Annotated in this window: 14 protein-coding genes; 7 read left to right on the plus strand and 7 right to left on the minus strand. The window is 39.2% G+C overall.

The annotated features are described in order from the left end of the window. Positions 1 to 50: 50 nt before the first annotated feature. On the minus strand, positions 51 to 461 hold the full coding sequence (locus KIP84_RS15640) for a DUF2946 family protein (RefSeq protein WP_031975204.1): 411 nt from the start codon (positions 459 to 461) through the stop codon (positions 51 to 53). A 327-nt stretch (positions 462 to 788) separates the two neighbouring features. On the opposite strand from KIP84_RS15640, the gene KIP84_RS15645 reads away from it, so the two are divergent. The 4 genes from KIP84_RS15645 (at position 789) to KIP84_RS15660 (ending at position 6,235) form a co-directional block, all read left to right on the plus strand. Beyond that, complete coding sequence (locus tag KIP84_RS15645; protein ID WP_031959690.1) at positions 789 to 1,235, plus strand: DUF2946 domain-containing protein; 447 nt, start codon at positions 789 to 791, stop codon at positions 1,233 to 1,235. Between the two features lie 157 nt (positions 1,236 to 1,392). Continuing rightward, on the plus strand, positions 1,393 to 2,826 hold the full coding sequence (locus KIP84_RS15650) for a cytochrome ubiquinol oxidase subunit I (protein WP_032061287.1): 1,434 nt from the start codon (positions 1,393 to 1,395) through the stop codon (positions 2,824 to 2,826). Beyond that, positions 2,823 to 3,827 (plus strand): cytochrome d ubiquinol oxidase subunit II, encoded by a 1,005-nt coding sequence (gene cydB / locus KIP84_RS15655; RefSeq protein WP_031959686.1) that lies wholly within the window; start codon positions 2,823 to 2,825, stop codon positions 3,825 to 3,827. Before KIP84_RS15650 ends, cydB begins: the two co-directional genes overlap by 4 nt. A 302-nt stretch (positions 3,828 to 4,129) precedes the next feature. Then, positions 4,130 to 6,235, plus strand: a complete 2,106-nt coding sequence (locus KIP84_RS15660; protein WP_213688878.1) for a TonB-dependent receptor — start codon at positions 4,130 to 4,132, stop codon at positions 6,233 to 6,235. Between the two features lie 117 nt (positions 6,236 to 6,352). Here the strand turns inward: KIP84_RS15660 and KIP84_RS15665 are convergent, their stop codons facing one another. The 6 genes from KIP84_RS15665 to KIP84_RS15690 all read right to left on the minus strand — a co-directional run bounded on the left by KIP84_RS15665 (position 6,353) and on the right by KIP84_RS15690 (position 10,883). Then, on the minus strand, positions 6,353 to 7,390 hold the full coding sequence (locus tag KIP84_RS15665) for a DUF932 domain-containing protein (RefSeq protein WP_032061285.1): 1,038 nt from the start codon (positions 7,388 to 7,390) through the stop codon (positions 6,353 to 6,355). A 52-nt stretch (positions 7,391 to 7,442) separates the two neighbouring features. Beyond that, on the minus strand, positions 7,443 to 7,736 hold the full coding sequence (locus KIP84_RS15670; protein WP_079283511.1) for a hypothetical protein: 294 nt from the start codon (positions 7,734 to 7,736) through the stop codon (positions 7,443 to 7,445). Positions 7,737 to 7,819: 83 nt separating this feature from the next. Next, positions 7,820 to 8,935: a hypothetical protein gene (locus tag KIP84_RS15675; protein WP_032061284.1), complete on the minus strand. Its 1,116-nt coding sequence runs from the start codon at positions 8,933 to 8,935 to the stop codon at positions 7,820 to 7,822. A gap of 103 nt (positions 8,936 to 9,038) precedes the next feature. Next, positions 9,039 to 9,287, minus strand: a complete 249-nt coding sequence (locus KIP84_RS15680; protein WP_032061283.1) for a hypothetical protein — start codon at positions 9,285 to 9,287, stop codon at positions 9,039 to 9,041. 3 nt (positions 9,288 to 9,290) lie between these two features. Beyond that, positions 9,291 to 10,355: a J domain-containing protein gene (locus tag KIP84_RS15685; RefSeq protein WP_213688879.1), complete on the minus strand. Its 1,065-nt coding sequence runs from the start codon at positions 10,353 to 10,355 to the stop codon at positions 9,291 to 9,293. 267 nt (positions 10,356 to 10,622) lie between these two features. Beyond that, positions 10,623 to 10,883 carry a hypothetical protein gene (locus tag KIP84_RS15690; protein ID WP_032061281.1) on the minus strand — a complete coding sequence of 87 codons (261 nt, stop codon included), beginning with the start codon at positions 10,881 to 10,883 and terminating at the stop codon, positions 10,623 to 10,625. 708 nt (positions 10,884 to 11,591) lie between these two features. Here KIP84_RS15690 and KIP84_RS15695 point away from each other — a divergent pair. From KIP84_RS15695 to KIP84_RS15705, 3 genes are all read left to right on the plus strand, one after another. Continuing rightward, positions 11,592 to 11,921 carry a hypothetical protein gene (locus tag KIP84_RS15695; protein ID WP_213688880.1) on the plus strand — a complete coding sequence of 110 codons (330 nt, stop codon included), beginning with the start codon at positions 11,592 to 11,594 and terminating at the stop codon, positions 11,919 to 11,921. Positions 11,922 to 11,956: 35 nt separating this feature from the next. Next, a complete protein-coding gene (locus KIP84_RS15700) occupies positions 11,957 to 12,166 on the plus strand; it encodes a hypothetical protein (RefSeq protein WP_032061279.1) in 210 nt (69 codons plus the stop codon). A gap of 836 nt (positions 12,167 to 13,002) precedes the next feature. After that, positions 13,003 to 14,208 (plus strand): inovirus-type Gp2 protein, encoded by a 1,206-nt coding sequence (locus tag KIP84_RS15705; protein ID WP_032061278.1) that lies wholly within the window; start codon positions 13,003 to 13,005, stop codon positions 14,206 to 14,208. Positions 14,209 to 14,272 lie beyond the last annotated feature (64 nt).

Genomic DNA, 14,272 nt, shown 5'->3' on the forward strand with positions numbered 1-14,272 from the left:
TTTCCGCTAAGACATCCAATGGATGTCTCAAAACATAAAACATTTGAAATTTAAGCAAATAAAGGAGGTGCTCGCCCTTGTGGCAATAAATATAAGCGCTGTAAAGCAAAATAAATATGCTGAAAATTACGTTCAAATGCCAACATTCGAACATAAAGACGGTCGAAGACTTCTTTAAGACTAAAGTCTAAACCCGTAGTTAAATTGGCAAATACCGTACAGAACGGACATTCATGTCCAATATCATGTTGGTGAGCACTTTGCTCTTTATAAATTTTTTGATCTTCATGCATCATATGATGCCGATCTGAATGATCAGATAAATGATGAGAATTATGTTGTTGAGCAGCAGTTATAGTATTTGAAAAAGCATCGGAAATAGAGACACAGACCAGCGCAATACGGTATTGTGCTGGCAATAATGGTTGTATAAATACAACGGATTGCAGAAACATTGCCATGAGGGCAAGGACTAGAGCAACTCTCAAGATAAGCTTTTTCAATATTGAGACGATGGCAATTTAACACACCCCTTACAATGTAAGCAATTGTTAGTGTTACACCATACTTAGAGGTTTGTCTCACTATAGACACAACGATCTTCTAATAAATCCTAAATAAAAATAAGAAGTTTAATCCGTCCTCCTATTAAAATAGTTTGTAGCTCTTCATTTTCAATTGATAGAAAATCTCAACTTATAAAAAATATCAATTATAACTTTGAGATAATCAGATTTTTGTTATAGTAAGGCGCAACCGATTTCCAGAATGAGATCAATTGGGTGTTGATGGTTTTTGGAAGATTGCTAGGATTATATGCAGTCTTGTTACAAATCGCTGTGTTCTTACAGCCATTACTGCCAGAGAAATATCAAATTTCTCCAGTATGTGAGACTATTGCCCAAGCATTGCAACTTCCTCATTCTGTTGCCTCCCCTAGTCACGATCATCATAGTACATCACAGCAGCCGCACAGCATGTCTCATCACATGCAACATGCAGCACACGCTTCCTCATCTGACATTACAGCAAGCCACCATCACCATGATGCAGGACATCAGTGTCAGTACTGTGTGGTATACAGCCATGTTGTACCCTTACCTGACATTGATCTAAAACAAATTCTTATTCGAATTCAGGTACGGTTTCTCGCTTTTATTGAAAACTATTTTCACGTTTTCTTTCAACTCCAGCAGCTCTTTCTAATTCCGCAAGGGCGTGCCCCTCCTCTTTGATGATCTTTCACTTGAAGCTCAAAACTTTAGTTTTGAAAAATTAATATTTTCAAGAGATTATCATTATGTTTTTTCTTTATTTTCATACTCTTAAAAGGGTAGAAATGACTACAACTATAAGTCTAGCTCATCAGCAAAAAGAAGATGAGGTGCTCGCATGACTCTGGGTTTAACAGCACTTGAACTGGCAAGAATACAGTTTGCGTTTACCGTATCGTTTCACATTATCTTCCCTGCAATTTCAATTGGACTTGCAAGTTTTTTAGCAGTTTTAGAATGGCGTTGGTTGCGTACAAATAATCCAATCTATCAGGACCTATTTAAATATTGGGTCAAAATCTTCGCTGTTGCCTTTGGGATGGGTGTCGTCTCTGGTGTAGTGATGAGTTATCAATTTGGCACCAATTGGAGCGAGTTTTCCCGCTTTGCAGGAGGCGTTACAGGTCCATTGCTCACTTATGAAGTTCTTAGTGCCTTTTTTCTAGAAGCAGGATTTCTAGGTATTATGCTGTTTGGTTGGGGACGTGTTGGTAAAAAAGCCCATTTCTTTGCCACCCTTATGGTCGCAATTGGCACCTGTATTTCAATGTTCTGGATTTTATCTTCAAACAGTTGGATGCAAACTCCTCAAGGATTCACAATTGAAAATGGCATTATCGTTCCACAAGACTGGTTTGCAATTGTCTTTAATCCGTCTTTCCCTTATCGGCTTGCTCATATGGCAATTGCTGCTTTTATGGTGGCAGCTTTACTTGTAGCAGCTACCGCAGCTTGGCATTTACTAAAAGGCCGTCGGGATGAGTTGGTTAAAAAGTCATTTTCAATGGCACTTTGGCTGATTTTAATTTTAGCCCCCTTACAAGTCTTTGTTGGTGATGCACATGGTTTAAATACTCTTGAACATCAACCTGCAAAACTTGCAGCTATGGAGGGACATTGGGAGACCAATTATGATGAAGGTATGCCATTGTATTTATTTGGTATTCCTAATATGCAAGAAGAACGTACCAAATATGCAATTGCAATTCCAAATCTAGGAAGCCTTATTCTTACGCACTCAATGGATGGCTCAGTAAAAGGCTTAAAAGACTTTGCACCTGAAGATCGTCCTAATTCAACCGTGGTTTTTTGGAGTTTCCGTATCATGGTTGGTTTAGGCATGTTGATGCTATTACTGGCATTTACAGGAGTCTGGTTGAGAAAAACAGGAAAACTGTTTGAAAGTAAATGGTTTCATCGCTTCGCATTATTGATGGGCCCATCAGGTTTTATTGCATTACTCGCAGGTTGGTTTACCACAGAAGTAGGCCGTCAACCATGGGTGGTCTACGGCGTTATGCGTACAAAAGATGCTCTTTCCCCTGTTTCAGCCGAGCAAGTGGGCTTAACTCTGATTATCTTTGTAGTGGTGTATTGCATCGTTTTTGGTATTGGCATTTATTACATGCTGAAACTTATGCTTAAAGGCCCTGAATTTATTTATAGCCAACAAGATGAAATTGGCGGTGTTGGTCATTTTAAAACACCTATGCGCCCACTCAGTGCAGCAGATGAATATCTTGATGATAAAGATCAAGGAGCTTCTTCATGATTGATTTATCTTTAATCTGGATTGTAATTATTGCCATTGGCGTTTTCATTTATGTTGTACTTGATGGTTTTGATCTCGGTATTGGTATTTTGTTTCCATTCATCAAAAATCAGCAAGAACGAGATGTGATGATGAATACCGTTGCGCCTGTCTGGGATGGTAATGAAACATGGATGGTACTTGGTGGTGCTGGGTTGTTTGCAGCATTCCCTATAGTCTATTCCGCAGTTTTATCAGCACTTTATTTACCAATTATTTTGATGGTTATTGCATTGATTTTTCGGGGCGTTGCTTTTGAATTTCGTTTCAAAGCAAATCGTAGCAAGCCCTTATGGGATGCAGCATTCATAGGTGGATCAGTATTATCTAGCTTTTTACAAGGTGTGATTCTTGGTGCTTATATTCAGGGTATACATATTGTCGATGGGCGTTATGCAGGTGGTGGTTTAGACTGGTTAACACCATTTTCACTGTTCACAGGTGTAGGTGTGGTAGTTGTTTATGCTGCACTCGGCTGTGGCTGGCTTATCATGAAAACGGATGATGTATTACAAAGCACTATGTATCGTTTAATGCCAAGGCTGATCATAGTACTGTTACTGATTTTTATAGCGGTAAGTATATACACCCCAATGGCACATCCAATAATTGCTGAACGTTGGTTTAATCAACCTCAACTTTTATATTTCAGTCCAGTTCCAATTCTAGTAGTGGTTTTCACCTTTTTAACGATTCGAGCTTGTCAAAAACATCAGGAGTCTATGCCTTTTTTATATACCTTGGCATTAGTGTTCTTAGCCTATACAGGTTTTCTGATCAGTATTTTCCCTTATGTTATTCCACCTTCTATTACGATTTGGGATGCAGCTGCTCCAGCCAATAGTCAACTATTTGCACTTATCGGTGCATTGATTTTAATCCCCATTATCATTATCTACACCATCATGGCATATTGGGTATTTAGGGATAAAGTACGTCTTGGCGATGAGGGTTATCATTAGGAGAAATTCGATGAGATTATCTCAATCACAATGGTTTATATTACTTTGGCTTATTGGTTTCTTCAGCTTACTTTTTATCGCAATGATATTTAGATTGCTACTGCAATTAGCTTATTAAAGGAAGACCATGCATTAGCATGGTCTTTATTTTTGGCAGGACCCTATAAATAGAAAGTTCTGAAATACGTAAAATAACTAATATTCTTATAAAAAATAATAAAGTAACTTATGATGATTCTCTAGTTTATGGCTATAAATAAACTAGATAAATACTTAAAATATTAGTTTAGGATAATAGCAATATGAAAATTCATACATTAATTGCTGCTATATTCGCTACAGGTAGCATTTTTAATGTAGTTCATGCTGGGGGTACTATATATCCACAACTTGCGCCTATTTATGTAAAAGCAGATCAACAGGATCAATTTGGCCTAACCAATACAGCAACTCAAGGCACGATAACTAAAGAACATTTAGCAAATCGCCCTTTATTACGTCCAGCTGAAGTACTAGAAACTATTCCAGGGGTTATTGTTACTCAACATAGTGGAGATGGCAAAGCAAACCAATACTTTTTACGTGGTTTTAACTTAGATCATGGAACAGACTTTGCCACTTCTGTAGATGGAATACCTATTAACATGGTTACCCATGCTCATGGACAGGGCTATACGGACTTAAACTTTTTGATTCCCGAGCTCATTGACAATTTGACCTACCATAAAGGTGCGACCGATATTACAGATGGTGATTTTGCATCAGCAGGTACAGCCCAAATAAGATCCATATCGGCAATTGAACAACCATTTGTACAACTGACCTTAGGTTCCAATGATTACCGTCGAATATTAACTGCAGGTTCAACAGAGTTTGCTGGAGGGATTTTACTTGGTGCATTTGAAGGAATGAGCAATGATGGTCCTTGGGATTATCCAGAAGATTTAGAAAAGCAGAACTATTTACTCAAATATAGTAAAGGTAACCAGAACAATGGTTGGAATTTTATGTTCAATCATTATCAATCTAACTGGAATTCAACTGATCAAGTTGCTCAAAGAGCGGTATCTTCTGACCTAATTGGTAGATATGGCAGCCTTGATCCTAGCGATGGGGGGAAAACAACTCGTACTGCTTTTTCTGTAGAGAAAAATTCGAGTGATGACTTTCATCAAACTAGATTAAATCTATATGGTGTACATTCAAAATTTAATCTATTTTCTAATTTTACTTACTATCTAGTAGACCCAATTCATGGTGACCAGTTTGAACAAGCAGAAAACCGAAAGATATTGGGGGGATCTATTAATCATAACTGGAATACCAAATGGTTAGGGCTAGACATGATCAATACCATTGGAACATCGTTCAGATATGATGATATTGATGGTTTAGGCTTGTATCAAACGGAAAATCGTCAACGTTTCAATACAATTCGTGAAGATCATGTTAAAGAATTATCTCTAGGTGTTTGGGCTCAAAACCAGACTCAGTGGACACCTTGGTTAAAAACTATTGCTGGTTTGAGAGCAGATTATTTTAATTTCAATGTTCATTCTGATCTAACTGCTAACTCTGGCAAAACACATGACCATATTTTAAGTCCCAAAATTAGTTTTGTTTTTGGTCCATGGACAAATACAGAATATTATCTCAACTATGGTTATGGTTTTCATAGCAATGATGCCAGAGGAACTACAATTCATCTAAACCCCGACCCTAGAGATGAGGGTTACATGGAACCAGTCCAATCGGTGTCCCCTCTGGTCCGTACAAAAAATGCAGAGCTAGGAATACGTGGAGAATGGATATCAAACTTAACAACGACTCTCGCTTTTTGGCAATTAGATTCTGATTCTGAATTAGTATTTGTAGGTGATGCAGGAACGACAGAAGCGAGCCGACCTAGTCGCCGTCAAGGGATCGAATTGAGTAATTTCTATAAACCAAATTCTGATTGGTTAGTTGATGTTGACATGGCTTGGTCAAAAGCCCGTTATAAAGATGATGCTTCAGAGGGTAACTATATTCCTGGAGCAATTAATACTACAGCCTCTGCAGGAATTAACTATACTCCGTCAAAGCCATGGAGCTTAGGCGTAAGAATGCGGTATTTTGGCCCACGTCCATTAGTTGAGGATAATAGTGTTAAGTCCAGTTCTTCAACATTAGTAAATTTACAAAGTACCTATCGATTTAATAAAAATCTTCAAGCCCAAATAGATATCTTGAATCTATTTAACCGCAAGGTAAATGATATTGAATACCTATATGAATCTTGTTTAAGAACCGAACAAACCACCTCCGAATGTAATGCACTAACTCCTACTCGAGAAGGGATCATTGACAAACATATTCACCCTGCAGAAGATAGTGCTTACCGTTTTTCAGTAAAATATTCTTTTTAAACTTTTAGCTTCCTAAAGTTTTTATAAAGAATATTTTCCAAAAAAAAATAGTTTTTTATATGCAAGGAGACAAAAGTCTCCTTGCATTAGTTTTCTATACCTTCTTATATTTAATAATTAAATTAACATGCTTAAAGCTTGCTCTAACCCTCGTTGTTTAATTGTCGCTCCCATCCCAAACCATGCTGAGTTCAATCGATGATCTCGACTCATCGCACGGCGTTCATGATCAACAAATTCCGTGATACTACAAAGCAACCCATAAGCTGTATCTTTAGCAGAACTTAATTCAGCTCCTCGTCCCTGCCCATTGTACATATCCATTACTTTATTCATCGCTCGACCATTCGGCTCAGTTTTGGAATTTGATTTTTTGTCCATGGATGCTGCTTTAAGATAATACTGAATAATACTTTCTTCCTGATCTATAGTACTCATCGTCGTGTTATTAAACACCGCATCAAAGTAGGCTGCTGCTTCCTGCTGGGTGACTTTGCGTTGACTCAACTGTTTCATTTCATACATATGCTCATCCCAGGTTTTAATAGAAATACCCAGCTGCTGCTTGATCTTCTCTGCATCAAACTTGGTACTGTGTGGGACTTTCACCACACCTGCACTACTATGCTGTCCGCGTAAGGCAATCGCCAGAGTGTTATTACACACCACACGAATTGAGGTAAATTGCGCCGTGGTGGCTAATGTGCCATCACATGCGGTTGCCAACAAAATATAGCCATTACTGACATCTTTACTTTTCAATTCTGCCGACTGTCCTGTTCTTGCCAATGCCCAGAACTTACGCCCACCTTTGAGTACACCCGCCGTTTCCAGTTCAAAGCCCGATTGCTCGGTAAGGTCGCGGTAAAACTCCAAGATTTCTTTGGGCTGGACTTCCTGATAACGCTGACTCACTACCGATAACGGCGCATGCGTATCTGAACGATAAAGCACTCGTTGCTCCTCATAAGGCATCAGGATATTTTGTCCCCGGTCATTCTTTGCCATATAACTGACATTGGACGATTCAATTCGCCAGTCCATCCCCGCCTGCTGTGCCCAGATTTCTATTGGTTGATTTTGAGTGAGTTGATTACCCAGACCATGCCAAGGGGTTTGACCAACGAATGCCATAGTTTCTATTTGATGTGCCATGAGTGATTTCCTTTAAATGATTTAAATAATTTGAAAGTTGTAAATGAGAGAATTACGAGAAGCCTGATTGCTGGATTTCAAAATGCTCCAGACATTGCTCACACTGGTAAAACAGCGTCACCATATTGTCTTGGTGCTGAACGTAGAGCAGAAACATGCCGCCGATAACCAACCCTACAAATCCACCCACCAAAGGGTGAACGGGACTGCGCTTTGATAACTGCATACAAGCAGTTGCCAGTGACATCGGTGAGAACGATGAAAGCTTGGTGAATACACCTGAACTGGGCTCAGTCTGGCGCAGTAATCTGATATGTAATGAATGACAGTAAGGACACTGATGCATGTAATTCCTCCTTAAATAAACGGCATAAAAAAAGGACCTGCCTGATCGGCAAGTCCTCTGTTATAGGTGAGTTTTAAATAGCACTATTCAGCCTGTTGACGTTTTGCTTCCCACTGTTTGGTATGAGTCTCTGCTGAAAGATAATGTTTTAAACCAAATTCAAACTGGTTCGCTGGTGAGTTCAAGACATCCTGAAACGGTAGCGTTACAAAATCGACATTTGGCTCTACCCATGTATCAATTGATTTTTGTTCAAGCTTAAGTGGCTTATACACTTGGGTATAGATAAGAGATTCACCACCTACCCGTTGCTGTTGGGTAATCTGGGAATGAAACTTAAAGAACAATACCCCTGATACTTTTAAGTGGTTTTGTTTAAAGTCCATGATATAAGCTCGCGCCCAACCCGAACCTTTTACCAACTCCTGTGCATCTGCTGCTGCCATAGGGAGAGTGAGTAAAGTTTCCAGTCTTCGAGATGAAGCACTCTCTTCAAGTTTTAAGGTCAGAATGCCTTTATCAGCATCATACTGATAATCAGGGTTTGCAAATCCTTGTTTGATATAAAGTCGACGCATGGCTTTATTTAATGCGTTCTGCAACAGGTTGACATCATAATCAACCTGATAAGCTTCTAATTCTGTTTTCGTCTGCTCTACACGCAACTGGTATTGTTCTGTAGTTTCAAACTCACCTTTTGGTTTAATGATCGGCGTTTTTAACATGCGGACATAGTTAATTGCCAGATTATTGGCAAAGTGGTAGAGCTGATCATTGGTTAAATCAAACAGCATCTGATCCATTTCTTCCATCGGTCCGCTTTCACGTCCCATCACTAAAATCTGGTCGTCACGTAATTTCAGGTTCTGTTTTAATATCACAGCGATTTGGTCAAATGAATGGGTGTCCTGATCATCCCGTCTCTCAACCAGATTGAGGGGGAATCTAACCGGACTCGCATATCGGTAATCATCATCTGGGAAGTTTCCAAGAATATCGCCATCAATCAAAGGTAAAGGTTGAACAGCAGTTTTAGATATAATCACAGGTGACAGGACTCCAGTTTCGGTTTCTGTCTCAACCGAACCGGAGACATCACTATATTCATCCTGCGTTGTTTGCGGTTCCTCTTTTTTTGAACAGCCACCTAAAAATAAAACACTGGCAATACAGCAGCAAAGTAATTGTTTTTTCATCATGGTAAGTACTCTGAATTTATTGACTTGATTGGCAAAGCTGATCGAAAGATTTCCATCAAGATCAGTACCTTCTTCACAGGGGTAATGTGTATTTGAATATTTTTTATTTATGGTTTTCCTGATTGAGATCGACTTGATTAAAGGCAGGCACTTCCCGTTCACTGTGAATACTGGTTACGACGCTATCCTCAACAGTGACTGGATGACTTTTAATGTCTTCCAGCATTTGTTTGGTTTGTTCATCCTGAGCATGGTCATAAGCATAGAACAAGGCAAAGGACAGCATAAAAATCACGATATAGGCTGCATACCATTTCCAGCGCCGTTTGAGCCGTTGGGTATTGATCTTCATCGGCTACACTCCCAGATAGGCTTTTAATACAGTTCTAGCCTGATTGAGTTGCTGGGCTTGTTGCTCAATAAGCTGTCGTACTGATTCAGGTAAATTCTGGTATTTATCGGGATGAAAGTCTGCCATCTTTTTTCGGTAAGCAGCTTGAAGGATTTGTTCGCTCAATGCTTCCGGCTGAATCTCAAGAAGCTTGCAGGCCTGTAATTGTTCTTCAGTCAGATCAGAAACTTTTTTCTGGTTCATTTCCCCTGCCATACATTGATAAACAATTTTGACGAGGTCTGGAAAGACAGCCCTAGAGACGTTGGATACACGGCACAAATGAGTCATGAACAGATCAGCTTGATTCTGCCCAACCTGACCGAGTGCCATGGCATAGACCAGTTGTTCAATCATCTCCCTACGGAAGTTATAGTCAAGTTTATCTTTCACATCTGCCAGACGATGCAACAAGTCTTCATAGTCGAAGTGCGTTTGCTCCTTGAGTAGTTTCTCGACATACTGATGCACGGCCTTATCATTCAATTTAGTGAAATGATCGGATACCGCTTCTTTCGATCGGCTATTCCATTGCCCTGCACTAAAGGTAAGGAAGTAGGCAAACAGATCAATCATGATCTGCATCTCTGCATCAATATTTACATTTGTTTGCTTGGGTACTTGTTTGCCCTGACAAAGTTCATTTAAGAATGCCACCAAAGTACGAATCGCACCTTTATCGAGTTGGCTAAAGCTCAGCTCATCCTGACCATTGATCAAAATAGAACTGGTGAGTATTCCAATATCAGCCTCTATTCGCTGGATGTGTTCAAACGGATAAGCTTGTTCATCTTCAAAGCTTTCTTTATAGAAAAGCCCCTTTGCCGTGAGACACATCCCTACCTTAGCACTACCGAATACGGTATCGTCAATTAGCATCAATACATCATTTGGATTTACACCATGAGGTAAATAGCTCATAGCACCTTGCAGCTTTTTAATGGGAATAACAGGTGAAAAATAAATATTGTCGCTACCTCGCAATAATGGCACCCACTGACTTTGCTGGATTCGTTCCTGTATGTTCATCACCATCCCCCCCCTAGAAGAACCAGCGTAGCAATATAACTGGCCAGACCAGAGCACGCCCCAGCAAATAAGCGCCTGAGTAATGTCCCGGATACTCCCAAATGCAATACAGCCAGTAACCAATGACAATCGTGAAATAGAAAGTAAGAAATGGATGTTTCATGATCAAAACTCCTAAATTGAGTTGCATAACCCCTTCCCGTTGCCCGAACAGGCAACAGGAAATGAGTGCTTCAATAATTTGCTTAAGGCTTTAAATATCTGTTATTAGAACTTGTCCACGCATTGCTCACCTGACTGGTACATGACACGGTCTAGATCAGCAGGAAGGTAATTCATACGCTCAACTTGTCGCATGACTTTACGGCCATAATGTTCTTCAACCTTGTCATAGACACAAGAGCAATAACTTCGGCTCCCCCCCATGTTGTAACAGCCATGTTTGACGCCCTTTTCGAAATCGGAAGAACAACCATTTAGGATCAGAATACTGACACCCACCACACCCATCAAAATTTTATTTTTCATCGTTATATCCAGTGACATGGTCATGGAGCTTAGGCTTTTTTAGGCAATACAAAGCCCTGCCACGGTATAGCTCACATGACATATTTTTAAGTTAAATTTTTAGACGAAAAAAACTAAAGTTTGAGAAACAGTAAGTTCATCAAACCCTATTAAAACTAATCAGGTGTTATAAAAAGAATATGCATAGCCAACTCCTTTATATTGGGAGTTCTGCCAAAGCATTAGAGAATTATGGTGGCAGAACGAAAGGGGTTCGCAGACTGGTCTCAGGAAGCCAGCACACCCGAAGGTGTCCCCTCCCGTTCCACCGTAGAGAGGGGGCACGAGGGCTTATGCACTAAAAGCTTACGCTTTTAATGTTCCTGGGAAACGGTCTGCGACAACCGACTGGCAATGTAGGCCAGCAAGCAAAGGATAATGTGCAACATTTAAGGTGTCAATGATCTATCGACTAAGTCGTAAAGTGATTGTTATTGTTTTTCAATGAGATTAGTTATATCTAAAAGCTATGCAGTACAAGTTATCCAATAAGTATTATAGGTATATCATTGTGATTGTTAATAAGCAGACTCTTCAGTAATAGTCAGTAAATACTGATAAACACTAGGATTTATTGAAAGGTCACTTATACTTGCAGCATGTTTCTCATCTTTTGTGGCTACATCAGAAAGAATTCAATCAAGTAATCTACATTAAAAGTGGTAATTCATGAAAATAGATAATGACTCACTGAGTCCATCACCAGAACATCGCAAACCAGTTGGTCTTATCATCTGTTATCTTTTACTGGGTTTACCTGCCAGCCTGACTATCGGTAGTTTGATCGCCCAAGTTCTGACAATCAATGTATCCAATTTTGAAGGCGGTAGTGGTTATGCATGGGTTGGGATACTCATGATTATCTCCCCTCTAACCTATCTCGCTTGTTTGATTGCTCTACCAATTCTTATTAAAAAATATGTTAATGCTCTTTCTACTGTTGTAATCGTGTTTGGTATCTTAAGTATTTTCAACTTAAGTTTTTTAGCATCACTATAATATCATTACATGATTTTTTATTTAAGGAAAAATGTGTGCTTCGGTTAAAGTGTCTTGGTGGTCCACTGTATGGGCAAGAATATTCTCATGCACATAATGAGTTTATTTTTAAAGACAAACAGACAGGAAAACAGACACGTTATCGAAAGCAGGCTTTAGACTTCACCCCATCCCAAGAGTTCTTTGTAGCGGAGTCAATTTCTACAGCTGTAGCCTACAATCTCGCATTGCAATTGATGAAATAACCTCATCAAACGCATTCAAAAATGTTTAATTTAGAGTTCAATGAAAGGACTTTACCACACCAATTTCATCGTTTTTACTGCGCACATGCATATCAACAATTGTATTAAAAAACACTGCTTTGCACCTAAGTCCGTATAACTTTCAAGGTCTGTTTTCAGGTTCATGAACTACTAAAAAGCAACTGCTGACATGCATTTGGTTTGTAATGAGATGGGTATGTATTCTAGATATAAAATACCGATTTAATTCTTCTTTGCTTTAGCTTCATAAGAAGACTAATTCAGTTATTTTTTACAGTACTGACACATCATACGAGATAAAAATTACCGAGTCCAGTTCGTGAGAAAAAGAGCTTTATGATCTGCTTAAGTCCGTATAACGGACTCATCCAAATATGCTCGTATTTCCGAGCAGGTTAAAATTGCCGTATAGAAGTAGGCAAAACATGAGTGGAGTTTAGGTTTTAAATTATTTATATATTTAATATCTATAGAGACTAAATCTAAGCGTTCTAACCTCTCTCAATTAATTAACTAACCTATGTAACTAACAATTCAATTATCCAGTCAATACATACAATCTAGTATTCCAGATGAAATATATATCCAAGATATATTTCATCCATGATTAATACACATGTGACCATAGTTTAACTCTCCCCTTATGTCTCTGCTTCCATCAGTCAATACACTTCCCCCTGTGTGCATAACGACGACTAGTAACACCTCCAGAATTAAATCTTGAATGCTCATTGAGGGCACTGCTCAAACAGTGTCCCAAGATGAGCTTTGTCTAATTGACCCAAATACATCATTCAACTTGTAGGTATATATCTATGAACCACTACATCACTAAACCGAACTTAATGTCTACTGCTGGGCAATGGTCTTTAGACGACCTAGAAGCACTACAGCTACTTGATCAGATTCAGCAAGATTATGCCTGTTATGAGGTAAACAACGATGAAGGTGACCTAGTTGAATTTCGATTGCCTTCTCATCCTGAAACTCAGTGTTTTATTGACCGCTTACAGCTAGGGATTCATTGTCATAAACAGCGTCCTTTAGCTTCATTGCGAACAACTAAAGGCATTCAGGGCAATAAGAAACTATCCGTGCAATATGCGAAAGACCTTCCAGTTCAATTGGTCTCAGCATTACCTTCGATCTTCTCCATGCCCGTGTCTGACACCTATACTGTGAGCGTAGAGTTAGAAACTATCCATTCTGTCATTCAAGACTTATCGGATGCAGAGAGATTCGTGCTAGGCACATTCTCTTCAACTAGCGTTTATACCAATGAGCAGGCCCAAGCTTACGTAGATGCATTGAATCGATTTCAGAGCCTACTGAATGAGCGTATGAGTAGCGCTAAAGTCCGTAAACGATTGCATAACCGGAAAGACAGTCGATTAAAGACCAAAGAGAAAATGATAGAGCTTGTACATGCCCTACTTCATGTACATTCCAAAATACTGGTTGTTCGAGTAGACCTAGGTATTATGCGAACGCCAGAGAGTCTAATAAACCACCATATTTCATCTGACCAATGGAAGTCTGAACAAGATAGCCAATTGATTCTAAAAGCACTTGAACGGCTTAATGAGAATGCCAGAATGAATCGGATGAAGCATGCGTTGGGTTATATCCATCGTATTGAATACGGTCCTCAGAAGGGTTATCACGTCCATGCTTATTACTTCTTTGATGGACAAGACCATTGGGCAGATATCACTTGGGGACAGTACATTGCCAAACAATGGCAACACGTGACAAATAACCAAGGCTCGGTATTTATATGCAATATGAAGAAAGAAGATTACCGTTATTGTGCTTTAGGAATGTTGGATTATTCTGACGTAAAGATGCTAAAGAACCTCGAACAGAGTTTTGATTATCTCTGCAAGAATGATCAGTACTTCCATTTTACGACACAGAAACGCATTCGAGGTTTCCGTTGTAGTGAGATTCCAGAAATCCCAGAAGCTAAAATGGGATGTCCTAGAAAGCATGACCAATCACACTTACGCATGTACGGATAAGTTAGATAGCTCAGTGATCTTTCTTTGAACTTTTATAGATTCTAAGGCGACTTGATTATTTATA

It is taken from the genome of Acinetobacter sp. BHS4 (assembly GCF_018454425.1).
GTDB classification, from domain to species: domain Bacteria; phylum Pseudomonadota; class Gammaproteobacteria; order Pseudomonadales; family Moraxellaceae; genus Acinetobacter; species Acinetobacter pittii.